Annotated in this window: 24 protein-coding genes; 12 read left to right on the top strand and 12 right to left on the bottom strand. The window is 32.4% G+C overall.

The features are described 5' to 3' along the window. Positions 1-3 precede the first annotated feature (3 nt). The gene (locus RBQ61_RS02105; RefSeq protein WP_308138888.1) at positions 4-1,197 is read right to left on the bottom strand and encodes a PLP-dependent aminotransferase family protein; all 1,194 of its coding nucleotides are present in this window, start codon (positions 1,195-1,197) and stop codon (positions 4-6) included. A 346-nt stretch (positions 1,198-1,543) separates the two neighbouring features. Here RBQ61_RS02105 and RBQ61_RS02100 point away from each other — a divergent pair, with 346 nt between their 5' ends. The 4 genes from RBQ61_RS02100 to RBQ61_RS02085 all read left to right on the top strand — a co-directional run bounded on the left by RBQ61_RS02100 (position 1,544) and on the right by RBQ61_RS02085 (position 6,747). Then, a complete protein-coding gene (locus RBQ61_RS02100; RefSeq protein ID WP_213925805.1) occupies positions 1,544-2,758 on the top strand; it encodes a LeuA family protein in 1,215 nt (404 codons plus the stop codon). Positions 2,759-2,861: 103 nt separating this feature from the next. Further along, positions 2,862-4,238 carry a sodium-dependent transporter gene (locus RBQ61_RS02095; protein ID WP_308138887.1) on the top strand — a complete coding sequence of 459 codons (1,377 nt, stop codon included), beginning with the start codon at positions 2,862-2,864 and terminating at the stop codon, positions 4,236-4,238. Between the two features lie 24 nt (positions 4,239-4,262). Next, complete coding sequence (locus tag RBQ61_RS02090; RefSeq protein ID WP_308138886.1) at positions 4,263-5,948, top strand: formate--tetrahydrofolate ligase; 1,686 nt, start codon at positions 4,263-4,265, stop codon at positions 5,946-5,948. 55 nt (positions 5,949-6,003) lie between these two features. Continuing rightward, positions 6,004-6,747 (top strand): formate/nitrite transporter family protein, encoded by a 744-nt coding sequence (locus tag RBQ61_RS02085; protein WP_308138885.1) that lies wholly within the window; start codon positions 6,004-6,006, stop codon positions 6,745-6,747. 191 nt (positions 6,748-6,938) lie between these two features. Here the strand turns inward: RBQ61_RS02085 and RBQ61_RS02080 are convergent, their stop codons facing one another. The 4 genes from RBQ61_RS02080 to RBQ61_RS02065 all read right to left on the bottom strand — a co-directional run bounded on the left by RBQ61_RS02080 (position 6,939) and on the right by RBQ61_RS02065 (position 11,667). Next, positions 6,939-7,247 carry a hypothetical protein gene (locus RBQ61_RS02080; RefSeq protein WP_308138884.1) on the bottom strand — a complete coding sequence of 103 codons (309 nt, stop codon included), beginning with the start codon at positions 7,245-7,247 and terminating at the stop codon, positions 6,939-6,941. A 155-nt stretch (positions 7,248-7,402) separates the two neighbouring features. Beyond that, positions 7,403-8,830, bottom strand: coding sequence for a Na+/H+ antiporter NhaC (gene nhaC, locus RBQ61_RS02075; protein ID WP_308138883.1), 1,428 nt, complete (start codon positions 8,828-8,830; stop codon positions 7,403-7,405). Between the two features lie 214 nt (positions 8,831-9,044). Next, positions 9,045-10,220 (bottom strand): pyridoxal phosphate-dependent aminotransferase, encoded by a 1,176-nt coding sequence (locus RBQ61_RS02070; protein ID WP_308138882.1) that lies wholly within the window; start codon positions 10,218-10,220, stop codon positions 9,045-9,047. Between the two features lie 34 nt (positions 10,221-10,254). Next, the gene (locus RBQ61_RS02065; RefSeq protein WP_308138881.1) at positions 10,255-11,667 is read right to left on the bottom strand and encodes a sodium:solute symporter; all 1,413 of its coding nucleotides are present in this window, start codon (positions 11,665-11,667) and stop codon (positions 10,255-10,257) included. Positions 11,668-12,023: 356 nt separating this feature from the next. Between RBQ61_RS02065 and RBQ61_RS02060 the strand changes: the two genes are divergently transcribed. Beyond that, on the top strand, positions 12,024-13,952 hold the full coding sequence (locus RBQ61_RS02060) for a sigma 54-interacting transcriptional regulator (protein ID WP_308138880.1): 1,929 nt from the start codon (positions 12,024-12,026) through the stop codon (positions 13,950-13,952). 205 nt (positions 13,953-14,157) lie between these two features. Here RBQ61_RS02060 and RBQ61_RS02055 read toward each other — a convergent pair whose 3' ends face one another. The 6 genes from RBQ61_RS02055 to RBQ61_RS02030 are packed head-to-tail and all read right to left on the bottom strand — an operon-like array spanning position 14,158 to position 18,907. Continuing rightward, positions 14,158-14,718 carry a 2-oxoacid:acceptor oxidoreductase family protein gene (locus tag RBQ61_RS02055; RefSeq protein WP_308138879.1) on the bottom strand — a complete coding sequence of 187 codons (561 nt, stop codon included), beginning with the start codon at positions 14,716-14,718 and terminating at the stop codon, positions 14,158-14,160. Then, positions 14,719-15,543: a thiamine pyrophosphate-dependent enzyme gene (locus RBQ61_RS02050; protein WP_308138878.1), complete on the bottom strand. Its 825-nt coding sequence runs from the start codon at positions 15,541-15,543 to the stop codon at positions 14,719-14,721. It abuts the gene before it with no gap. Continuing rightward, positions 15,518-16,681, bottom strand: a complete 1,164-nt coding sequence (locus RBQ61_RS02045) for a 2-oxoacid:acceptor oxidoreductase subunit alpha (protein ID WP_308138877.1) — start codon at positions 16,679-16,681, stop codon at positions 15,518-15,520. Before RBQ61_RS02045 ends, RBQ61_RS02050 begins: the two co-directional genes overlap by 26 nt. Continuing rightward, positions 16,681-16,875, bottom strand: a complete 195-nt coding sequence (locus RBQ61_RS02040; RefSeq protein ID WP_308138876.1) for a ferredoxin family protein — start codon at positions 16,873-16,875, stop codon at positions 16,681-16,683. The genes RBQ61_RS02045 and RBQ61_RS02040 overlap by 1 nt, the downstream gene beginning before the upstream one ends. A gap of 26 nt (positions 16,876-16,901) precedes the next feature. Further along, positions 16,902-17,978: a butyrate kinase gene (gene buk, locus RBQ61_RS02035; protein WP_308138875.1), complete on the bottom strand. Its 1,077-nt coding sequence runs from the start codon at positions 17,976-17,978 to the stop codon at positions 16,902-16,904. An 8-nt stretch (positions 17,979-17,986) separates the two neighbouring features. Further along, entirely contained in the window at positions 17,987-18,907 is a 921-nt protein-coding gene (locus RBQ61_RS02030; protein ID WP_308138874.1) for a bifunctional enoyl-CoA hydratase/phosphate acetyltransferase, read from the bottom strand. A gap of 512 nt (positions 18,908-19,419) precedes the next feature. Between RBQ61_RS02030 and RBQ61_RS02025 the strand changes: the two genes are divergently transcribed. The 3 genes from RBQ61_RS02025 (at position 19,420) to RBQ61_RS02015 (ending at position 20,904) form a co-directional block, all read left to right on the top strand. Further along, complete coding sequence (locus RBQ61_RS02025) at positions 19,420-20,061, top strand: hypothetical protein (RefSeq protein ID WP_308138873.1); 642 nt, start codon at positions 19,420-19,422, stop codon at positions 20,059-20,061. 260 nt (positions 20,062-20,321) lie between these two features. After that, positions 20,322-20,465 carry a hypothetical protein gene (locus tag RBQ61_RS02020; protein ID WP_308138872.1) on the top strand — a complete coding sequence of 48 codons (144 nt, stop codon included), beginning with the start codon at positions 20,322-20,324 and terminating at the stop codon, positions 20,463-20,465. A gap of 37 nt (positions 20,466-20,502) precedes the next feature. After that, positions 20,503-20,904 carry a hypothetical protein gene (locus RBQ61_RS02015; protein ID WP_308138871.1) on the top strand — a complete coding sequence of 134 codons (402 nt, stop codon included), beginning with the start codon at positions 20,503-20,505 and terminating at the stop codon, positions 20,902-20,904. A gap of 371 nt (positions 20,905-21,275) precedes the next feature. On the opposite strand, the gene RBQ61_RS02010 is transcribed toward RBQ61_RS02015, so the two are convergent. Then, positions 21,276-21,479 carry a S8 family serine peptidase gene (locus RBQ61_RS02010; RefSeq protein ID WP_308138870.1) on the bottom strand — a complete coding sequence of 68 codons (204 nt, stop codon included), beginning with the start codon at positions 21,477-21,479 and terminating at the stop codon, positions 21,276-21,278. Between the two features lie 59 nt (positions 21,480-21,538). Here RBQ61_RS02010 and RBQ61_RS02005 point away from each other — a divergent pair, with 59 nt between their 5' ends. From RBQ61_RS02005 to RBQ61_RS01990, 4 genes are all read left to right on the top strand, one after another. Next, positions 21,539-22,258, top strand: coding sequence for a LytTR family DNA-binding domain-containing protein (locus tag RBQ61_RS02005; protein WP_308138869.1), 720 nt, complete (start codon positions 21,539-21,541; stop codon positions 22,256-22,258). Beyond that, complete coding sequence (locus RBQ61_RS02000; protein ID WP_308138868.1) at positions 22,259-23,554, top strand: sensor histidine kinase; 1,296 nt, start codon at positions 22,259-22,261, stop codon at positions 23,552-23,554. Between the two features lie 122 nt (positions 23,555-23,676). Beyond that, entirely contained in the window at positions 23,677-23,820 is a 144-nt protein-coding gene (locus RBQ61_RS01995) for a cyclic lactone autoinducer peptide (RefSeq protein ID WP_308138867.1), read from the top strand. Continuing rightward, on the top strand, positions 23,820-24,401 hold the full coding sequence (locus tag RBQ61_RS01990) for an accessory gene regulator ArgB-like protein (protein WP_308138866.1): 582 nt from the start codon (positions 23,820-23,822) through the stop codon (positions 24,399-24,401). The genes RBQ61_RS01995 and RBQ61_RS01990 overlap by 1 nt, the downstream gene beginning before the upstream one ends. Positions 24,402-24,417: the final 16 nt, after the last annotated feature.

Genomic DNA, 24,417 nt, shown 5'->3' with positions numbered 1-24,417 from the left:
CATCTATTTATCTAAAAATTCATTTATAACTTCAGCAATTATCTTTATTCCATTTACGATGCTTTCATCGGATGGAGTCGAATAATTTAATCTGAAGCAATGGCATGGCTCGTCGTAATCAGGAAGAAAATCATGCCCGGGGACAAATGCAACTTTTTTCTCCAGTGCTCTTTTTGTAAACTCATTAATATCTATTTCATCAGGCATTGTACACCAAAGGAAAAGCCCTCCATCAGGTCTTGTAAACTGAACTCTTTCATAGAAGTTTTTTTCAATGGTCTTTATCATTAAATTTGATTTTCTTCTATATAAGTTTCTTATTTCTTCAATATGAGCATCATAATCGTATTTTTCAAGGTATTTATCTGTAAGTATCTGAAAATATATGTTTGTATGTACGTCCGAAACTTGCTTGGCAAGAACTATTTTTTGTAAAATTTTACTTGGGCCGTTTACAAATCCAAGTCTCATTCCAGCTGACAATGTTTTGGAAAATGAGCCGCAGTAAATGACTATTCCTTCAGTGTCCATGCTTTTTATAGGGGCTATATCCTCGCCGTTAAATCTTAATTCACCATAAGGATTATCTTCTAATATAAGAATATTGTATTTTGATGCTAACTCATATACCTCTTTCCTTCTTCTTAGACTCATTGTTTTTCCTGTTGGGTTTTGGAAAGTTGGTATGAGATAAATCATTTTTACGTTTTTGTTATTCTTGATTGCCTTTTCTAAATTGTCAACTCTGATTCCTTCATCATCCATTTCGATTCCCACAAGATTTGCGCCGTGTGATCTAAAAGCATTCATTCCACCGACAAATGTAGGATTTTCGCATATTATTGTATCTCCTTCATTGCATAAAACCTTTGCTATAAATTCTATACCTTGTTGTCCACCTGATACTACTAATGTTGAATCGTTTTCATTTCCTACTTTGAATTTTTCTTTTAGCCTTTTTGAAATTTTGTCGAGAAGGGGAGGGTATCCTTCTGTAACATTATACTGTAACGCTTGTACCGGATTTTTTTCATAAATTTCTTTAGACAGTTCAGAAAACTCTTGTATCGGAAAAGATTCTGAGGCCGGGCTTCCTGCTGCAAAAGAAATAACTTCAGGGTTTTGTGTGATTTTTAAAATTTCTCTAATTGAGGAAGATCTTATTGTAGACATTCTTTCTGAAAATTGATAGTTCATATAGCACTCCTTTTACTATTATTAAAGTCAAATTATTTGTTTTGTGTATTATATTATACAATTAAAACTATGTCAATAGAATAATAAAGTTATGAAATATAAAAATATAAAAAAGATAAAAAATAAATGCTGAATGAAAATTATTAACTAAAACAAAACGTTTATTTGAAGCTATATGCAAGTAATTAGCAATTAAATGCGTAAAAATAAAATTCAAGAGCTTATAAAATGATTGACAATGTTAGTAAGGTGATATATACTATGTGCTATAAAAATATTGTTGATATAATTTCAAAACATTATAAACAAAATTACAACAATAACAAAAACAGAAGGAGGATTTGAAATGGGTTATAAAGAAGAAGGTAAATGGTGGGTGAGCCAATCGAACTATGTAGATGAAGTAGTATCTAAATTTAACTTTGCACCTAATATTGAAATTTTAGATACTACATTAAGAGATGGCGAACAGCAACCTAATATCATTTTGAAGAAAAATGATAAAATTGCTATAGCAAAAAAACTGGATGAGGCCGGAGTTCATAGGATTGAGGCAGGGACCCCTGCAGCATCAAAAGAAGATGCGGAGGCAATAAAAGAAATTTGCCAGTTGGGATTAAAGGCTAAAGTGTTTGCGTTTGTAAGAAATGTTAAGTCAGATATTCAATTAGCAAAAGACTGTGGGGTGTATGGTGTGCTGGCAGAGGTGCCTGGAAGCAATCATTTACTTAAGCACGGAATGAAATGGACGGCTGAAAAGGCAATTAAAGCTGCATGTGAGTCAACAAGGTTCGCGCATGAACTGGGTTTGTATGTTACGTTTTTTCCAGCGGATGGTTCTCGTGCAGATTTAGATTTCCTTTTAAGTACATTACAGGCTATAATTGAAGGAGGAGGGCATGTTGATTCAATAGCTCTTGTTGATACATTCGGTGCATTTTCTCCTGAGGGGGCAGCTTATACAGTAAAAACACTTATTGATAAATTTGGTCTTCCGGTTGAAGCTCATTTTCATGAAGATTTTGGGCTGAGTGTTTCTACAACTATAGCAGCTCTTACAGCTGGTGCAAGCGTTGCCCACGTAACTGTAAATGGCATTGGAGAAAGAGCAGGCAGTTGTCCGTTAGAACCGTTAGCATTATCTTTAAATTGCTTGTATGGTGTTGATACCGGTATAAAAACTGAAAAATTAATGGAACTTTCCAAATTAGTTGAAGAAAGAACAAAATTTCCTGTGCCTCCAACTAAGGCAGTTGTCGGAAAAGAAATTTTTGGATGGGAAACGGGAATGCCCTCAAATATGTGGATGAATTCTAAGGATGTAGATCCTTTAATTATGCTTCCTTATAGATGGGAGTTAACAGGAAACACTGAACCTTACATATTTCTTGGTAAAAAAAGCGGAAGTGCAAACATCCTTATGTGGCTTAAAAAATACAATCTTGAATTAGATGAAGACAAACGAGGGAAATTATTGGACATGGTAAAAGAATTTTCAATTGAAAAAGGAAGAGTGCTTACTGGTGATGAGTTTAAGGAATTAGTTAACAACTGCAAATAAAATTAGCAAGAAAAAAAGGTTCTCGTAATAATGTTGGACAAGTAAAATATTATTTGTCCAATATTATAGCTTACATTATAAAAAATATTATATGGAGGAATGTATGTCAACAAAAAATGATGTTGAAGTTAAAATTCAGCCCGAACAAAAACGTGAGCAGTGGGGTAGTCAATTAGGATTTATACTTGCTTCGGCAGGTTCAGCAGTAGGCTTAGGAAATGTGTGGAAATTTCCTTATATGACAGGAACCAATGGAGGAGCTGCATTTGTAGCTGTCTATCTAATAATCATTTTGTTAATTGGAGCATCAATGCTATTAGTTGATTTCGTTGTTGGAAGATATGGTAAGTCTAATGCTGTAGATGCATATAAAAAGATTAGTTCTAAATTTGCTTGGATGGGGTATCTTGGTATTCTTTGTGCGATTTTAGTATTATCATATTATGCGGTTATTGGTGGGTGGATTATACATTATATGCTTAACTCATTTACTACATTAACTACAATTGCACCGGAACAGGTAGGAGATTTCTTTGGAAGCTTTATAGGGAATCCAATACTACCGTTAATTCCTCAGTTCTTTTTCATGTTTTTCACTGTCTACATTGTTATGAAAGGAATAAAAAACGGTATTGAAAAATGGAATAAAATATTAATGCCTGCGCTTCTTGTTATGCTTGTTGTTTTAGCTTTTAGAAGTTTAACTCTTGACGGTGCAATGGCAGGGGTAGAATTTTATTTAAAACCTGATTTTTCAAAAGTTACAATGGCACTAATTGTTGCAGCTTGCGGGCAAGTGTTCTTTTCTTTAAATGTTGGAACAACAGGAATGGTTGTATATGGAAGTTATCTTAGTGAAAAAACAAATATTCCTAAAAGTACGGTGTCTATAATATTGACAGATACAGCAGTTGCATTGTTAGCTGGCTTAATAGTAATACCTGCAGCTTTTGCATTTGGTGTTGAACCTGGTTCAGGCCCTAGCTTAGTTTTTATAACCGTTCCTGGGTTGTTTAGCCAAATACCTTTTGGTGGATTCTTTAGCTTTATATTTTTTACATTATTGTTATTTGCATCAATAACTTCATCAGTTTCCATACTTGAAATAGTGGTTCCGTTTATGATAGAAAAATTTAATTTCGAAAGAAAAAAATCATGTATTGGAACAGGTATTGCATGTTTTGTTTTAGGAATTCCTGTAAGTTTAGGCTTTGGGATATGGAGCAATATTACTATTTTTGGAAAAACGTTTTTCGATCTGTTCGACTATTTTGCAAGTAATATAAGCTACCCTATAATTGGTTTGTTCAGCGCAATAATGGTAGGATGGGTTTGGGGCAAAAAAAATGCCATGGAGCAAGTATCAAGCAATGGATTGTATACATCAAAAATAAATGGGATATGGTTTTTTGCAGTAAAATATATATGCCCAATAGCTTTGATTATTATATGTCTTTCAAGCCTTGGAATAATTAAGTAATTTTAATATGAAAGTGAGAATTTTATGACAAAAAAGTTTTTAAGTGATATAGAAATAGCTCAGCAGGCTGAGCCAATTTTAATTAACAAGATAGCAGATAAAATTGAAATACCTGATCAGTATGTAGAAAATTACGGAAAATATAAGGCTAAGATTGATTACAAGTATTTGCAGAATGAACTAAGCAAAAAAGAAAACGCCAAACTTGTATTAGTTACGGCAATAAACCCTACACCTGCTGGAGAAGGAAAGACAACAACTACCATAGGACTTGGAGATGCTCTTTCAAGACTTGGTAAGAAAACGATTGTTGCGTTGCGAGAACCTTCTCTCGGACCAGTATTTGGAGTAAAAGGAGGAGCTGCCGGAGGAGGATATTCACAAGTAATTCCTATGGAAGATATTAATCTTCATTTTACAGGAGATTTTCACGCAATAGGGGCTGCTAATAATCTTTTGGCTGCCATGATTGACAATCACATTCACCAAGGCAATAATCTTAATATTGATACAAGGCGCATAGTGTGGAGAAGAGCTGTGGATATGAATGACAGGCAGCTGAGAAGTATAGTATGCGGATTGGGAGGAAAGGCAAACGGAGTAGCAAGAGAAGATGGTTTTGACATTACTGTGGCATCTGAAGTTATGGCGGTATTCTGTCTTTCAAACAATGTTACTGAACTGAAAGAAAATCTTTCAAAGATAATAGTAGCATATACAAGAGATGGTCAGCCAGTAACAGCAGGACAGCTCAAGGCGCATGGAGCAATGGCTGCGCTTTTGAAGGATGCGTTGAAACCAAATCTTGTTCAAACATTAGAAGGAACTCCGGCATTTATACACGGCGGGCCTTTTGCAAACATAGCTCACGGATGTAACTCTGTCATTGCTACAAAAATGGCTGGTAAGATTGCAGACTATGTTGTAACAGAAGCAGGTTTTGGTGCAGATCTTGGAGCAGAGAAATTTATAGACATAAAATGCCGTAAGACGGGATTAAAACCAAGTGCTGTTGTAATAGTTGCAACGGTTAAAGCTTTGAAATATAACGGAGGAATTGCAAAGGATAACTTGGGAACTGAAAATCTTGCGGCTCTTGAAAAAGGAATTCCTAATTTACTTAAGCATGTTGAAAATATTACTAAAGTATTTAAGCTACCAGCTGTTGTTGCCATAAACAGATTTCCTACAGATACGGTATCTGAACTAGATCTTATAAAGGAAAAATGCAAAGCCCTTGAAGTTAATGTAGCTCTCTCTGAAGTGTGGGGCAAGGGAAGCGAAGGCGGAGTAGAGCTAGCTCAAGAAGTTCTTAGACTTTCACAAAAAGAAAGTGCAATGGAATTTGCATATGAACTTGATCAGCCGATAAAGGAAAAAATAACAGCAATATCTAAAAAGCTTTATGGGGCGGATACAGTTGAATTTTCTGCGAAGGCAAGCAAGGAAATTGCAAATTTTGAAAAACTTGGATTTGGAAACTTGCCAATATGTATGGCTAAAAATCAGTATTCGCTGACAGATGACCCAAAGATTCTTGGCAGACCTACAGGTTTCAAAATTACTATTCGAGATGTTACTATTTCTTCAGGTGCGGGTTTTTTGGTGGCACTTACTGGAGATATTATGAAAATGCCTGGACTTCCAAAGATACCATCTGCAGAAAATATTGATGTTGATGTTGACGGGAAAATAAAAGGATTATTCTAATTTAAAAAGGCTGGAAACAGCCTTTTGCTTATACAATATAAAAGGAGATGTTAACTTGAGTAATGTTTGTTTAACACCTAAAGAAACCTCTGAAGCACTTATAGAATCAGCACAGAAAAAAGTTGCAATGACAGTAAAAAAACGATATATAATGAGTATAATGGCTGGATTGTACATCTCTCTTGGTGCTCAGGGGTTTATGGTTACATATGACAATTTATTTATAAGAGCAGCTGTTTTCCCGGTTGGGTTGATGCTGATTGTGCTTGTGGGAGGAGAGTTGTTTACAGGAAATTGCCTTATGACATTTGCACTTCTACATAAAAAAATAACCTTTAAGGACTATATGTCAAGCTTGCTGCAGGTATTAATAGGAAATCTTATTGGAGCACTAGTGGCAGTTGGGTTTTTGTATTTTGGGGGGATTTACAACAATCCAGCTATGGCGGAAACTGTTGTAAACATAGCAAATTCAAAACTGTCGCTATCATTTACAGAGGCACTTTTTAAAGGAATACTTTGCAATGTATTGGTGTCTCTTGGAGTTTGGTTTGCAACAACGTCTAAGGATACAACAGGAAAGATACTGGGGTGTTGGTTTCCTATAATGCTTTTTGTGCTTTGTGGCTATGAGCATGTTGTGGCGAACATGTTTTATCTTCCCATGGCAATGATTGTTGACAGTGCAATAACTATATCAGAAGTAGTATTAGATAATTTTATACCGGTGGCTATAGGAAATTTCATAGGAGGAGGAATACTAGTTCCAATTATGTACTACAGAGTTTATTATAAATAATTTTATGCGGAACTATTGATATATTTATTTTTAATTTATATGCTAGGATATTATTTTGTTTCAAATGCGGTTAAATAGAAAAGAAGGGCAATTAAAAAGGTATTTAGAATGCAGCTTCTAAATACCTTTTGTGTCACAATAATTCCATTCTTAGGATGTCTCCAATAATGAGGAAAGTATTAGTATTGAATTTAGTAGAGTTTCTTATAAGCTAATTTTCCTAATAAAAATCCAATTATAACAAGCACTATGCTGATAGTCCATGTTCTCAGGCCTTCATAAAAAAACACAAGATTAATCCCTGAAAGTATAAGCATTACACTACCCATTAGACATATAATATTTTTTGATTTTTTACCCTGTCTAATAATACATAAAAAATATAGAATAGATAATTTAAGTCCCAGTAAAACTATCAATATACCTACTATATCTTGTATTAATAAGAAATAACTGACATTGGCTTTATTTGCATCTGAAAACAAATAATTAAAATTCATACTTCCCTCTAAGTAATTAAATATTTAAATAAGCTTTAAGGCTTAGTGACTTATAGGAGAAGAAAAGTATAGTATTTTTTTCTTCTCCTGACATTTATAATATTATTTACAAAAGCCATTTTTTAAAAAATGATAGAGTAATGTTTGATCAATAATTATACTCCTGCTCTAAGCTCTTGTTGTTTTATTTCAGAAATTTCATCATCCGAATACTTTTTCATTGAATACCCTGTGAATCCATAGATAGTAGAAAAAATGGGGCAGAGGAAATTTAAAAAGCAATATGGAACATATGCAGACCATGGTACTTGCAGCATAGTTGCACAGTATACACCGCTTCCTGTCCAGGGGATTATAGGTGCTCCCATTGTTCCTCCATCTTCCAAAACTCTTGATAAATTTTCAGGTTTTAATTTAAATTGCATAAATAATGGTTCCATTAAAGTCCCTGTCATTACGTGAGCAAATGACTGCGAGCCGCCAACTGCATTACCGACGTATCCTATTATAAGTGTAGTAACAACAAGACTTCCTACAGATTTAATATAATTAGTAAGCTTATTTACAATGGCGGGCAATATGCCTGATACTCGTAATATACCTCCCAATCCTAAACCGGTTATCATAATAGTTGATAACTGCAACATGCTTGCAATACCACCGCGGTTTAACAATTTGTTTAAGAATTCATTACCAAAGTCTCCAGAAAAGCCACTGTATAAAGTTCCGGCAGCAAAGTTTAAAGGGTGACCCTGGTAGAGCACAGCGATAATTATTCCAGCTACAGCTCCAAGTAAAATAGAAGTAACCGGTGACTGTTTCATAATTAAAAGTGTTATAACAAGTATTGCCGGTATAAATGCAATAAAGCCTACATTGTATAATCCAGATATTGAATCCATTATTGCATGTACATTAGACATATCTACATTACTTGAACCGTATTTAAAACCAAATACAAGAAAAATAATTGCCGTGATTACATAAGATGGAATAGTGGTGTAGAACATATGCTTTATATGAGTCATGACATCTGTGCCTGCAACAGCAGGGCACATATTTGTAGTATCTGACAAAGGTGACATTTTATCTCCAAAATACGCTCCGCAAATTACAGCACCGGCAGTCATTCCTGCAGGTACACCCAAACCTTCACCGATTCCCATACATGCTATACCTGCTGTTGCAATTGTTCCCCAAGAAGTTCCTGTCGCTAGAGAAACCATAGAACAAAGAAACAAACTTGTAATCAAGAAGAAGCTTGGAGACATTACTTTTAAACCTACATATATTAACCCAGGAACTGTTCCAGATGCTATCCAAGAGCCTGTTAACGCACCTACTGCCATTATAATTATAATGGCTTCCATGCCTCTTCGGATCATCTCAAAAGCACCATTTTGTAAATCAGAATAGGTTAAACCTACTTTGTAAGCAAACGGAACTACAATTAACCAGCTAAAGAATAATAAAGTTGGTAATTTAACTTTATACATCAATATTCCTATAACCATAAAGACAATGATGAGTCCCAATGCTGAGCAGGCCATTCCAAACGACATAGTTGTTTTTTCTTTTTTCATTATAAAACTCCTCCTATTTTTAGTTGTAAGCGTTAAGTATATATATGTTAATTAAAATTTTTAAAGGGATATAGAAGCTTTGCAAATTAATACATGCCTTAAGATAAACGATTTCATTGCTGGCTAAAACTGGCGTCGTTCAATTGTCTGCCAGTTACGATTTAATTCAGAAACAATTAAGCAGGTATAATCTGTATTGATATTAACTCTTTCTCTATTTACTCAATCCATCTAATGCTTCTTTAATTTTTTTCATTCCTAATTCAATATCTTCATATGATGTTGCAAATGATATTCTGATATATCCCTCTCCCGTATCGCCAAAAGCACTGCCTGGAACTACAGCTACTCCTGCTTTTTCTAATAAGTACATGGCTGCTTCACTTGATGATAAACCGTATTTTTTGATAGACGGAAATATGTAAAATGCTCCCTTTGGTTTCACATATTCAATGTTCATTTCATCTAAATTTTTCATTATTAAATTTCTACGACGTTCAAATTCCTTAACCATTTCTTTGACACAATTCTGTGAACCGGTTAATGCTGCAATACTTCCAGCTTCTACAAATGTATTTGGACAACTTATCGTATGTTGATGAATTTTTAAAATTCCTGATATTAAGGTTTTAGGTACTACCAGGTATCCAACCCTCCATCCGTCCATGGCATATGTTTTAGAAAAACTGCCGATGATGATTGTTCTTTCCAACATATTTGGCAGATTAGCAATGGGGTCATAGCTAATATTGTCGTATGTTATGCCATTATAGATATCATCAGATATCACTATTAAATTATATTTTATAGCTATATCTGCTATTTTTTTGATATTTTCACTATCTATTATTATACCTGTTGGGTTGTTTGGGGTATTTAATATAATGCATTTGGTTTTTTCTGTTATGTATTCTTCTAATTTATCTGCACTTAGAGAGAAGTTATCACTTATTGTTAAAGGAACATGTACTGACTTAGCGCCAGTTAAATGAATCCAGCCATCATAATACACGTAAGAGGGAGTCGGTACTAGCACTTCATCTCCAGGGTTCAAGATTCCTTGTAGTGCAGCTACTATAGCTTCAGTAGCTCCTATAGTTTCTATTACCTGTTCTGGTTGTGCCTCAATTTTAAAGTCTTCATATAATCTGCTACATACAGCTTCACGAAATTCCATAGATCCAGGTGTTGCCGTATAGTGTACCTTACCCTCATCTAAAGCTTTTTTTGCTGCTTCTTTAATGTGCTCTGGCGTGTCAAAGTTTGGTCTTCCGATTGAAAAATCAATAATGTTTTTTCCTTGTTTTTTTAGCTTTTGAACCCTATTTAAAACCTCCCTTATTATAGATGGTTGCAATTCTTCAGTTCTGTTCGCTGCCTTGATCTCCATTGTTTTACCTCCTATTTTGTTTATTAGTTATTAATTACTTTTCAATTCCATTTAATGTTGAATTAATACCTTGTTTATTACCGTTTATAAAATATCCACAGGTCATTAAGATAAAACTAAATCCCAAACCTATAAATAAAGTATCAAAATTAAAATCAAACAAAATTTCGCTGATCAGTATACTAATCGGACTTATAATTATTGACGCTATTACAAATTTAGTATTGATTTTCTTTGGCAAAAATAGTGCTCCAAACATTGGAAAGAAGCTCACAGCTGCTCTTAAACCCATTGACATGAAACTCCATTTTAAAATAACAGACTGTAATGTACCAGTTGTAAATATCATTGCTATTAACAAAATGGCTATAATGGTAAAACGTGTTAAAAGAAGATTCTTTTTTGGATTTACTTTAGTAAAACAGCGTATAATATCGTTGTTAATTATTGTACTGATTCCCAATGACAATCCTGCGCCTGTACCAACAATAGCTATTAAAAGTGTAGCTAAAACCAATCCTCCAAATAATGAAGGCATATGATTAATTACAAATATTGGAAAAGACTGTGCTGGGTCTATGTTAGGGTAGTTCAGCTTCATGAACATTCCTATAAATACTCCACCTGCACCAATGGGAGGAATTAACAGTGAACTCATTAGTGCACCTCTAATTGCAGTTTTATCATTCCTGCCAGATAATACGGCTTGTATGTAAGTCTGTGTTGATAGAACACCAAACACTAAAGATAAACCTGCACCTAGGTCAATCCCAACTCCTCTTGCGAAAAGATTAAAATATTGTGCTTTTGGAAGTAATTCAACTATAGTACTTAAACCACCGCTTAAGGAAATCGCCAATATACCTCCTGTAATAACAGAAACATATAGTAATATTGTTTTAGCAATACCAACAACGCCTGCACCCAAAACGCCACCAAACAAAACGTAACTAGCCATTAGACCAATACTAATAACAGCACAAATTGTTGGTGCAAGGGGAGTCATTGATTTCAATAATGCCATTGCCGATAAGATTTGAGCAACAATATTTATAAATATACCTAAGGAACCTAGCAATGAAGATAGTAAACTTGGAAGCTTGCCGTATTCTTCTGAAATTATTTGCTGAATAGTTCTACAATCGCTGCCACGTAAAGGTTTTGCAAAAAATACTGCCATTACAAAGCAACCAATACTACCGCCTAAGGTAAACCAGATTGAAGAAAATCCATAAGTATATGCTAGCTGTGCTGTTCCAACGGTAGAAGCACCACCCACTAAAGTTCCGATTATTGCACCCATTATAATTAAAGAGCTTGCTTTTCCACCGCCGGTAGTAAAATCCGATTCATTTTTTATTTGTTTACCGGAATATACTCCTGTAAGAGCTATACAAATTAAAGTGACTGTAAATCCAATGATGTGTGAAAATGATAATAAATTCATTTTAAATAATCCTCTTCATAGTTTTCGAAAAATTTTTTGGATAAACCTTGATAAAAACTCACACTTCTCCTTTCTTTTATGATTATGCTATAGATTAACTTGATCTATAAAATAGATATATAGAAATTCATTTGAATATTTAGATAGCAACTTTCATGCCAATAAAATATATATGTTAAAAACGTTGATTGAGCTACACAATACGAATTATTATATTTTCAGTATTGATTAATTGTTAAATTCTGTGTTTAAAATAAAAACATTGTTAAAATTCTTTACTTATACAACTGATTGACTTTAATTTTTACGAGGTATATAATTGTGAATAACGTTATCATACAGCAAGGAGCATATTTATGGAAGGAAAAGTACTTTTTGTATCAACAAGCATGCGCATTTCTATGGAAGCTAAAAAATTAGCTGAAAGCAAAGGAATTAACTTGCATATATATAATGGCGGTATATTAAAAAATGGGCATATATACGCTAAACAACACGAGCATGAGTATGATGTTATAATCAGTCATGGAAATACTGCAGATACTATCAGGAAATTAGTGACAGTACCTGTTATTTCTATAGAGATAACAACCTTAAACATACTAAATACACTTTTGAAAGCTAAAAAATTTAGTAATAAAGTTGCACTTATAGTTTTTGAACATGACATGTTAAAAGAATTATATTCATTACAAGATATTTTAAATATAGAATTTGAATTGTTTACATATTCTAATCACAGCGAATTAAAAGAGCAGATAAATAAAGCAATCAGTCTAGGAATTACTACATTAATCGGAATTGGTGATTGCATAGCTGACGCAGCTGCAAAATATAGCGTGAATTCAATATCAATCGACTGTGATTTGAAGGAAATTGAAACTGCATTAATATCGGCTGCAAATATTAGTAATTTATCTAAAAAGGAACGAGAACTAACAAGAAGGTATCAAAAAATATTAGACCATACAAGTAGCGGCATTCTAACTTTAGACAATAATAATAAAATTATTACTCTAAATAAATTAGCTGAAAAAATATTCAATGTTGAATCTTCTGACATCTTAAATGATAGTATTTACAATGTAGAACAATTAAAAGTAATTGTCGATGCTATGGCTAGTGAAGAGATGACATTTAATAAAATAATCGAAGTCAATAATATTAAATTAATTATGAATATTTTTCCTGTCATAATAGAAAAAGATGTATATAATAAAATTATTTCTTTGCAAGAAGTTTCAAAGTTGCAGAAACTAGAATTAAAAGTAAGAACTCAATTATATAAAAACGGATTGTATGCAAAATATCATCTGGAAGATATTGTAGGAGACAGCAAATTAATTAAGAACCTAATATATAAGATAAAAAAAGTCGCTAAGACAGATACTACTATTTTAATATCGGCTGAAACTGGTTCGGGAAAGGAACTGTTTGCACAAAGTATACATAATATTAGTTTAAGAAAAGACGGGCCTTTTGTTACTATTAATTGCGCTGCTATGCCTGAGAATCTGCTGGAAAGTGAGTTGTTTGGATATGAGGAGGGAGCTTTTACCGGTGCTAAAAAGGGTGGAAAGCCAGGTCTATTTGAACTTGCTCATAATGGTACTATATTTCTTGATGAAGTAAGTGAATTGCCTTTAAATCTTCAGGGGAGACTGCTTAGAGTGCTGCAAGAAAAAGAAATTCTAAGAATAGGAGGGGATTATATCTTAAATGTTGACATAAGAGTCATAGCAGCAACTAATCAAAACTTATTAACTATGGTAAATGAAGGGAAGTTTAGAAAAGACTTATACTATAGACTAAACATTTTAGATATTAGAATACCACCTTTGCGTGAACGAAAAGAAGATATACGTGGATTAGCAAATATGTTTTTTGATAAAATGAATAAAAAATATGATACAAGTATCTCCAAAATTTCGGAAGAAGTAAACAAATTGCTGATGCAGTATGGTTGGCCGGGCAACGTGAGAGAATTGGAAAATTTCGTTGAAAAAGCAACGATATTATCAAACGGCTCTTATATCGATCCAGAGTTTGTCAGAGAGTCTTTGTTAAGTAAAAATGAGAACGATTTTATACAGAGCAATCTAAGTGCAAGTAATGATAATATTAATGTTCGCCTTTCAAACTTGAAAGATATTGAACTTCAAGTAATTGAACAGGCTAGCAAATTATATGAAGGAGACAAATCAGATTTAGCTGACATTCTTGGAATTAGTAGAACAACTTTATGGAAGAGGCTTAAACAAATTGAAGAAACACAAAGTTCTTAAGTAAACATAGAGTTTATAAAACCTCTGTTAGCTATAGATGAGTTTAATACACGTAATATTAACATATAAAAACAGTATTCGATATTTTCGATTGCGAATACTGTTTTTAATGTTTTATGGTTTTCATGAATAAACTAAATTTATTACTATGGGATCTGCCTTTTAAAAAATATATTTATTTTTATTGCTTAATTTGGATATGCCTTTAATGAGATGAAATTTTACATTGCTCAGCTAATTCTATTCCTTTATTAAACGCCTTAAGGTTAGCCTCACATACTTTTGAGTTTTTAGAGAACTTTTTTTTCAAAACATTAATTACAGCTTCGCTAGAAACAACTCCTGTCATTTTTACAATTATACCCAAAGAAACTATATTAGCTGCTGCTAAATTTCCAACTTCCTTTGATGCTTCTATTATTGGAAATCCATACTGTTTAGCTTTTACATCAGAAGTAGATTTTATGGAATCGCAATCATAAATAAGAATGCAATTTTCACTCAATGATTTTGCATATTTATTATATGCAACCTGCGCAAGGGCTAAAACTAAATTTTCTTCTATGACTTCAGGAAAGAATATTTCGTCTTTGCTGATTATTACATCAGATTTAGTAAACGTTCCCCTGGTTTCGACGCCGTAGGAAGTTGTAAGTGTAGAGTTGAGGTTATCAAACATTGTAGCTGCTTCACCAAGTATTGTGCCGCCAACTACTAGCCCCTGGCCGCCAACACCGCTTAAGATTATTTCATATCTTTTTTTCACTTATTTACCTCCTTCTTTACTTTTCTTCGCATCATTAATAACTCGTAAATATTTTGTACTATAATCTTCATTTTCTTTATTTACAAAGTTTCCTAATACAAACTTGTTTTCTCTTTCATTTTGCGTAAGCTTTTCTGCGGCAGAAATAGAAACCGAGTTTTCTTTAAACCAATTTAACATATCTGCAGGTTTTTTCATTCCATTAAGCCTTCCAAAGTGTGTAGGGCATTGTGAGATTGCTTCTACAAATGAAAATCCTTTCTTTTGTAAAGCTTCAAATATAAATTTCTCTAGCTGAACTATACCATATGTTGTTCCCCTGGAAACATAAGATGCTCCAGCTGCTGCTACTAGACCACTTAGATCAAAACCATGCTCTATATGCCCATATCTTGATGTAGATGTTATTTTTTCATGAGGAGTTGTTCCTGAATATTGGCCGCCTGTCATACCATAGTTTAAGTTATTAACAACAATTGCTGTAACATCAACATTTCTTCTTGCTGCATGAATTAAGTGGTTTCCCCCAATTGTAGCTCCGTCACCATCTCCCATTAAAACTACAACATTTAATTCAGGGTTGGCCAATTTTATACCTGTTCCAAAAGCTAATGCCCTGCCATGAGTTCCGTGGAATGTATTAGTGTCGACATAATCGTCTGCTTTGCCCCAACATCCTATTCCGGTTACAACAACTGTGTTCTCTCTTGTGTAATTCAACTTCTCAAAGCATCTTAGTATTGCATGTAATACGCTGCCGTTTCCGCAGCCGGCACACCAAAATAATGGAAGTTTTTCTTTAACCAAATACTCTTGTGCTTTCATTTTTCACCTCTGCTATTTTATCTAAAATTTCTTTTGGCGTAATAGGTTCACTATTTACTTTATTTATACCTAGTACCGGTGTTCTATAGTCGTTAAGTTTCTGAACTTCTCCTATCATCTGACCTAAATTCATTTCCGGTACAATTACTGCATTAGAATTTATTAGAACTTCTTTTACCTCATCTTCAGCAAATGGCCACAGTGTAACTAATTGCAATACCCCAACTTTCATTCCTTCTTCGCGTGCCATATTCATAGCTTCTAGGGAAGACCTGGTACTTCCTCCGAAAGTTACAAGAGTTATATCTGAATCTTCTAAATTATATTTTCTAACTTTTACTATATCTTTATAGTTTTTTTCTATCTTATCTGTATAATGTCTAATAAATTTATCTGCATTATCAGGTCTTGAGCATGGGAATCCTTTATTATCATGACCGGAGCCAGATAATCTAACTATGTAGTCACTTCCATAAGGAGCTAGAGGAGCAATTCCATCTTCATCCTGCATAAATGTTTGATATTCTTCAGGTTTACATTTAGGCTGCTTCCTTTGTACTATTTTATTTTCATCTATTTCTCTTATAATAACTTTTTCTCGTATATGTCCAACGATTTCATCAGCTAAAAAAACTACCGGAGTTCTATACTTTTCAGAGAAATTAAAAGCATCGATCATTAAATCGTAGCAATCTTGTGCTGTTGATGGAGATAAAACGATTATGCCGTGATCGCCATGTGTTCCCCATCTGCTCTGCATAAAATCACCTTGAGCAGGTTTAGTTGCTAGTCCGGTACTAGGACCTGAACGTTGAACATTTATAATAACACACGGTACTTCAGCCATAACTGCTACGCCTAAATTTTCTTGCATCAAGGAAAATCCTGGACCGCTGGTAGCAGTATAAGATTTTTTACCTGAAGCGGAGGCTCCGATTATTGCAGCCATACTAGCTAATTCATCTTCCATTTGTACATATAAACCGCCTTCTTGAGGAAGTCTGATTGATGACATTTCTGCTACTTCGGAAGAAGGGGTTATAGGATATCCTGCATAAAATCTAGCTCCTGCTGCTATTGCGCCTTCTACCATAGCTACGTTACCTTGAATAAACCGAATATCTTGTTTATGAGTCATTATTCTTTACCTCCAGTTAATGTTAATGCTATATCTGGGCATCGCAAAACACATAAATTGCAGCCTGTACATTTTTCTTGATGCGTATACATTGGTAATTCATTGATCTCATTTGTGAAAACTTTTGCAGGACAAAGTGATGAACAAATACCACATTTCTTGCATAACTTTTCATTTACTTCTACTTTCCACATAGTTGCCTCCTTTTATTGCTAAAAAATTAGCTATATATTTTTAATTTTTCATCTCCATTTAGCACTCTTATAACGCCTTGGACCATTGATTGCATTTCATTTTCTCCTGGGTAAACCTTTATAGGTGCTATAAAACTTACTCTTTCTTTTATCCATCGAACCAATTCTTCATCATAGGCTAATCCGCCTGTTAGTACGATACTATCAATTTTTCCCTTTAAAACTGTTGCTGCTGCTCCGATATCTTTGGCAATCTGATATGCCATAGTTTCGTATATAAGCTTTGAATAATTGTCTCCTTCTGCTATTTTCTTTTTTACTTCCCTAGCATCATTTGTGCCTAAATATGCAACTAATCCACCTTTGCCGGTTATCTTTTTCTTTATTTCTTCAATTGTGTAATTTCCTGAAAAGCATAATTCTACCAAAGAGCCTACTGGAAGTCCGCCAGATCTTTCAGGTGAGAAGGTACCTTCGCCGTCTAAGCAATTATTTACATCTACTATTTTGCCTTTTTTGTGTGCACCAATGGATATGCCTCCACCCATATGTGCAACTATAAAATTAAAAGAAGAATATTCTCCGCCTAATTCACTAGCTGCGAGTCTTGCCACGGCCTTTTGATTTAGAGGGTGAGATTTTGATTTCCTTTTTATTTCAGGAATGCCTGAAATTCTTGCATAATCTTCAAATTCATCTACAACAACAGGGTCAACTACATAAGCTGATATTTTTAAATCTTTAGCAATTGAATCTGCTATAATTCCACCAAGATTTGAAGCATGTTGACCCATAATACCAATTTTTAAATCTCTGACCATTTCTTCATTAACCTGATAAGTACCACCTTCAACAGGCTTCATGTTTCCGCCCCTGCCTACAATTGCATCTAATTCGCTGAGATCTATATGTTGTTCTTTTAAAATAGTTAATATTATATTTTTTCGAAATTCAAATTGATCGCTTATTTTATTGAACTTTTCCAAGTCGGAACTCATATGTGATACAGTTTCCTTATAGATAACATTTTTATTTTCGTATAATGCAATTTTTGTAGAGGTAGATCCGGGATTAATAGCTAGAATTTTATACGATTTTTTCATATATTCTCCTAATATTTATTATTTTGATTTTTTTGAGCTATAAAAGCAGCTAATGATATAGAATTAAGCTTTGCTTTACTTGAACTTGCCCTTGAAGTAAGAATTATTGGTACTCCTGCTCCCATTAGTACTCCTGCTTTTTCTGTGTGACCAAAGTACTCTATTGCTTTGTTTAATACATTACCAACTTCTAGATTATGCGCTATTAGTATGTCTGCCTTACCGGCAACCGGGTTAACAATGCCTTTATGCGATGCGGCTTCTTCAGATATAGCATTATCTAGTGCAAAAGGTCCTCCAATTACACATCCCTTAATTTCTTTTTGCTCATACATTTTTACTAATTCTGCTGCATGAACAGTGGATTCAATTTTTTTATTTACTTTTTCAACCGGACAAATTATTGCAACTTTTGGTTCTTCAATTTCTAAGGCGTTTGCAACTATTACCGCATTATTTATTATGCTGACTTTATCCTGAACGGAAGGTGATATATTAACAGCTGAATCGCTAATTATAAAAAGTCTGTTAAATTTATCAACCTTTAAAACTCCAACATGGCTAATTAAACCACTAATTTCCAAACCGGTTTGCTTATTAATAACTGCTTTTAAAAGAATTGAAGTATCTACAAATCCCTTCATTATTGTAGAAGCATTGCCTTCCTTAATCATGTTGACGGCTATTTTACATGAATTTTCTTTATCAGCTTCATCAATTATTTCATAGTTTTTTAGACAAATAGAATTATTGCTTAGAATAGTTTCGATTTTACTTTTATTTCCTATCAATATGGCACTAATAATTCCAAATGATCGAGCTTTCTCAATTGCCAGCAAAACTTCTAAGTCATCTGCAGCGGCTACAGCGACTTTTATTGGAGGATATTTTTTTGTACTGTCAATTATATCTTGAAAATTTCTTATCAATTTTTACTCCTTTCAAAATACTAATTTTATTTAATAACGTATTTCTAACGCACTTAAATATGTTTATAGCAAAATGCATACCAACTTAATTTGTAAATCACATTTCTATATAATTTAGTTAGTTTTAAGCGATTGTTTTAATACTTAGTTAATTTTTTAATAAAACAATTATTTTAAATTTATATCAAAAAAACTTAAAATTGATTTTAATTTTAACAGCCATGTTTAATTATTAAACACACAATTATTTTATATTTATGGGAAGGTATAAAAAGATAAGATAAAAAGGCGTTGGCGCTGGCACTTTCTTGGATGCATCCAAGAAAGGCAAGGAGGCGCTTGAGTTATATACAACTATTACTACTTATGGTATAATTAGACAAGTTAACCGTTCTTGATTATTAAGAAAAAAAGAAACAATTATGGTGAAATTCAAGAAATGTTCACTATGACTGTTAATGACTTATGCTATTTTTATGAAAGTCTACACATATTTTAAGCTGGGGGTAAATATGTTAAAGAAGATAATCGAAAAATATAGTTTGCACATATTAATTATATTTATATTAATGACTCTTTTAGATGGGGCTATAATATTCCAATTTTACAAACAAGAAAAAGAATATGAAAAAATAATAAATTCTAAAATTATATCAATAGTTATTGAAACTATGGAAAACACATCAAGGATTCAAGATTATCTTGATAGAGCGAAAGAGAGTTCAGAGATTTCAAACAAAGATTTAGAACAAATCGCAAAATGGTATAATGAAATGTTTAACTATGCCAGCGATGTTCAAAATTTCTATAATATTTACAAAAAAACTGATAATGGGAACTTTTCTTTAGCAGATACTCATTATTTTAGTCGGAGGGTCTATGAAATAGAAAGTATTCTTGAAGAAGAATATAGAAATGGTAAAAATATTAATGACCATACTAATATAAATAAGTATAATGAACAATTTGATAAAATATATGAATTTAATTCTTTATTTATAGAAACTATGGTTCACAAAGAGGCAATCTTGTATGTAAATGAGAAATATTGGCCAGATGAAAAAATAAATAATAAAATATTTATAGAAGATTTTTTTTATTGGAATTTATTTAACGATTTTTTTGAAATATTAAATAGTAAAAATTTCATATAAGCATTCACAATACTTTGTAATGAATATATAAGAAGTTATCTGCATGAAGAGGCACCGGACAGAACCTTTGGCGATGATTTTACAAATGGAAATTAGGGGGAAATAACTATGGTTAGTTTCAGTATTGTCAATACAATAATTGCAGTTTCTTTAATTGTGGCATTTTTATACTTGATTAAATTTATCTTTAGAAGTCATAAGTAAAATGGTTAGATTTTTTAGTGGCGGAGATTATTTAATAAAGATCTGTGTAGGTTTTAATGCAAGGTAAAATTCCACAAAAAGTAACAGATGAACTGGTGTCAAATAAAATTATTGACTCAGAGAACAGTGAGCTTTATACATACGGATTGCAGCAGGGAGCATTGATGCTTCTGAATATTTTAACCCTTCGAGCAGCATAAATTTGAATTTTTAAATTATAGAATTGAGGAGGCAATAATGAGCGAAAAAAATAAATTAATTATATCAAAAGTAATTATTGTTTTTTTAGTTTTAATATATCTTATTTCTGTATACCAGTTACATAAAGCTGAGCCTATTAAACATATTCATGGCACTTATCAGAGTGTAGATGCACCTGAAGTGTATACTTTTACATTTAGTTCTTATGATGGAACATATTTAATTAATTATGTTTATGAAACACTTGAAGAGGGAACATTTGAAAAGTATGGTTACAACACATATATTTGCAAAGATAAATCTGGGAAAAAATCGCTTTTAACACTACTTCACGATGGTTTCTTTTACTATGATTGTAAAAATGATAGAATTGTAAAAGCGATAAAGAAATCAGATGTACCAACTGTTATTTTCATAGATGAAAATACAAGGCGATGAGGCGATTAAAACATATTGAGATAATATAGCGTTTATATTTGGTTTATTATTGTTTGAAAAAATTACTAGAGCATAATAATTATATAAGAGGTGTAACATGAATAATAGAAATAAATTTAAATTATTAGTGGCTGTATTAATAATCTTAACACCTATAATTTGCGATAACATAGTGTTTCTAAGAGATAATCATATGGAAATGAAGTATATATATGTTTCCCTTGTAGTATCTAGTATCATTGGACTAGGATATATATATAACTTATTAGATAAGTAGTATTTTAAAACATAAATGCAAATATTAGCAGGAAAGAGCTTCACAATATGGGTTGTTACACTAATTTCTTAGTATAACAACCCTCTTGTATTTTTTATGAAAAAATTCTTTCTACATCCAACACCCCGGCGCCTTGCTCGTATGAAGAGGCTTTGATTCTTGAGCAAGCGTTGAGGAGCTTTCTTTTAATGTCGAAGTGAGTGTAATTTGGATTTTCGTTTAATAAAAGTGCTGCAGCTCCAGATACCATGGGAGCTGACATGGATGTTCCGCTTAAATTTGTAAAGACTTTTATCATTGTTTGAAAAGCATTACTAGAGTATAATTAATTATACAAAAAGTAGGCAGGTGAATTAAGTGTTTCAAATTGGAATATGTGATGATGAGTCTATTATTTGTTCTGAAATTGAAAATATCATATTAAATTACAGCAAATTAATTTCGGAAAAAATTGAAGTTGATGTTTTTTATTCTGGTGAAGAACTATATAATTATTTAAAAAATGATAATTATTTTGATATGATTTTTTTGGATATTGAATTAAAAAAGCTAAACGGAATTGAACTGGGAAAAATAATTCGTAATGAAATGAAAAATGAAATTACACAGATAGTATATATATCTTCAAAAGAAAATTATGCCATGGAACTATTTGAAGTTAGACCGCTTAATTTTTTAATAAAGCCTATTGATGATGCAAAAGTCATTGAAATGATGAACAAAGTCATGGAGCTTTTAAACAAGCTTGATTTTTATTTTAAATATAAGCAAGGACATAATTTTTTCAGAAAAGAAATCAAAGATATAATCTACTTCGAAAGCGACAACCGTCAGGTCAAAATGGTAACAACAACTGATGAAATTAAATTTTACGGCACCTTGTCAGAAATACATTTGCAGTTAGAGCCGCATAAATTTTTCTTTATTCATAAGTCATACCTTGTCAACTATTATCATGTGGCAGAGTCTTATTATGATAGGCTTGTTATGACCAATTCACAAATCTTGCCAATCAGCCAGTCAAAAAGATCAGAGGTGCGGAAATTGCAACTAAAGTATGAAAGGGATGAAATATAGGTGAATATCAGTGATTATGATTTTTTTTATATTACTACCAATATATTTGATGTATACATAATTTATAAATTTATGTCTGCCTTTTTTGACAGAAGGGATGTAAATAGGCAGGTTGAAATTATTTCATATGCACTTTATCTCTTTGTCTTTTCTTTAGTTCATTTATTTTTTAATATTCCTCTTGTAACTTTATTAGCTAATGTTGTTATGCTATTTTTGATTTCCTTTAATTATGAGACAGATTTAAAAAAAAGAATTCTAGCCATATCACTTATTTACATAATTTTAATTTCAATTGAAAGCATCGTTGCCTTAATATTTGGCTTTTTAGATTTTTCAGTATTTAGTAAAAATGATAAATTTTCTTCTGTAGCAGGCATAGTAATTGTAAAAATATTATTATATATTGCAGCACTTTTTATAAATAATTATAAAAACATAAAAAATAAGACAGTTATTCCATACAGCTATTGGTTTGCTATATTTTTCATACCCCTTACGTCATTATTTATAATCTTGATTATAATAGAAATGGCATCAGATAATGCTTTTAAAGTTATTTCTGTTATAGTCAGCTTGTTATTTGTTAATTTTTTCGTTTTTTATTTATACGATAAACTAAACGAACAACAAGAGGAAAAATATGAAAAGTTGCGATTATTACAACAAAATAATTATTATCAGAAGCAATTCGAGCTTATAAAAACATCATTAAAATCAACCAGATCATTTAAACATGATATGAAAAATCATTTGACCGTATTAAAGCTGCTTGTGGGAAAAAATGAACATAACAAAGCGTTGAAACACATTGAACAAATGACAGATGCAATTATTACAGAAAAGGAGTATGCACAATCAGGCAATATAATAATTGACAGTATTCTCAATTTTAAGCTTCAAGAAGCTAAGCAGCATGGAATATCTGTTTCATTAGAATTAAATATACCAGAACAATTAAGTATTACATCCTTTGATATGTCAGTAATACTGGGAAACTTATTAGATAATGCAATTAATGCTTGTTCAAAATTAGAAAAAGAAAAAATACTGGATGTAAAAATTAAGTATAAAAAGAGCAGATTGATAATCAAGATATCAAACACCTATAACGGAGATTTAAATTATAATGGAGATAAATTGATTACCTCTAACGAAGATAAAGAAAATCACGGTATGGGTATTAAAAATACAAAATTTGCTTTGGATAAATATAACGGTGAGATGGAAATTGAACATACAGAAGATGTTTTTACTGTAATATTGCTTATGTATTTGAATGATAAGTCAAAATAAACACAAAAATCTTAAGTTTCTACAAAAACATATATAGATTTCAACATGTTCCCGCACAAATAGTTTTTTTATGCTAGTATTAAAACACCAAAAGCAAAAAAAGCGAAAAGGAGGGGGATACCTTGAGGAAATTGGTTTTAAAATTTGGAAGCGTAATTGCAAGCTTTGCACTGATGATAACAGCGCTAAATGTAAATAGTACATGTTATTTTCTGATTCATCAGCCTAAGCTTCCAAAGGGTGCCGAAAAACTGCGTAGGTTTTGATGCAAGGTAAAATTCTACAAAAAGTAACAGATGAACTGGTGTCAAATAAAATTATTGACTCAGAGGACAGTGAGCTTTATACATACGGATTGCAGCAGGGAGCATTGATGCTTATAAATATTTTAACAATACTACTTGTTGGAAGAATGTTTGGTATGCTGTGGCAGAGCGTGGTTTTTATGGTAACATACATACCTCTCAGGACGTATGCGGGAGGATATCACGCAAGAACACAATGGGGGTGCTACATCAGTTCTGTAGTGTTAATCGTTGCGGTGCTTTTGGGAATAAGGTTTATACCATGGACAAACTTTATTATAATAGCGATTTCCATAATTTCAGGACTGATTATATATATTCTCTCACCCGTGGAGGATAGTAACAAGCCATTGGATACCACAGAGGTAAAGGCGTATGGCAAGAAGGCAAGAATGATTTTGGGGTTTGAATTTGGTGTGTTGATTTTGTTAATGTTTATAGGAGTGAATAATATTGTTGTGTGTATATCAGTTTCTTTAATAATGGCCAGTTTTATGGTAATATTAGGAGAAATAAAGAATTTAAAAAGGTGTTATATTTAAAAATGAAATTAATGGG

It is taken from the genome of Sedimentibacter sp. MB35-C1 (assembly GCF_030913635.1).
Taxonomy (GTDB): domain Bacteria; phylum Bacillota; class Clostridia; order Tissierellales; family Sedimentibacteraceae; genus Sedimentibacter.
Note: the sequence above shows the minus strand (reverse complement) of the source record. Positions and strands in the feature narration are given on the sequence as shown.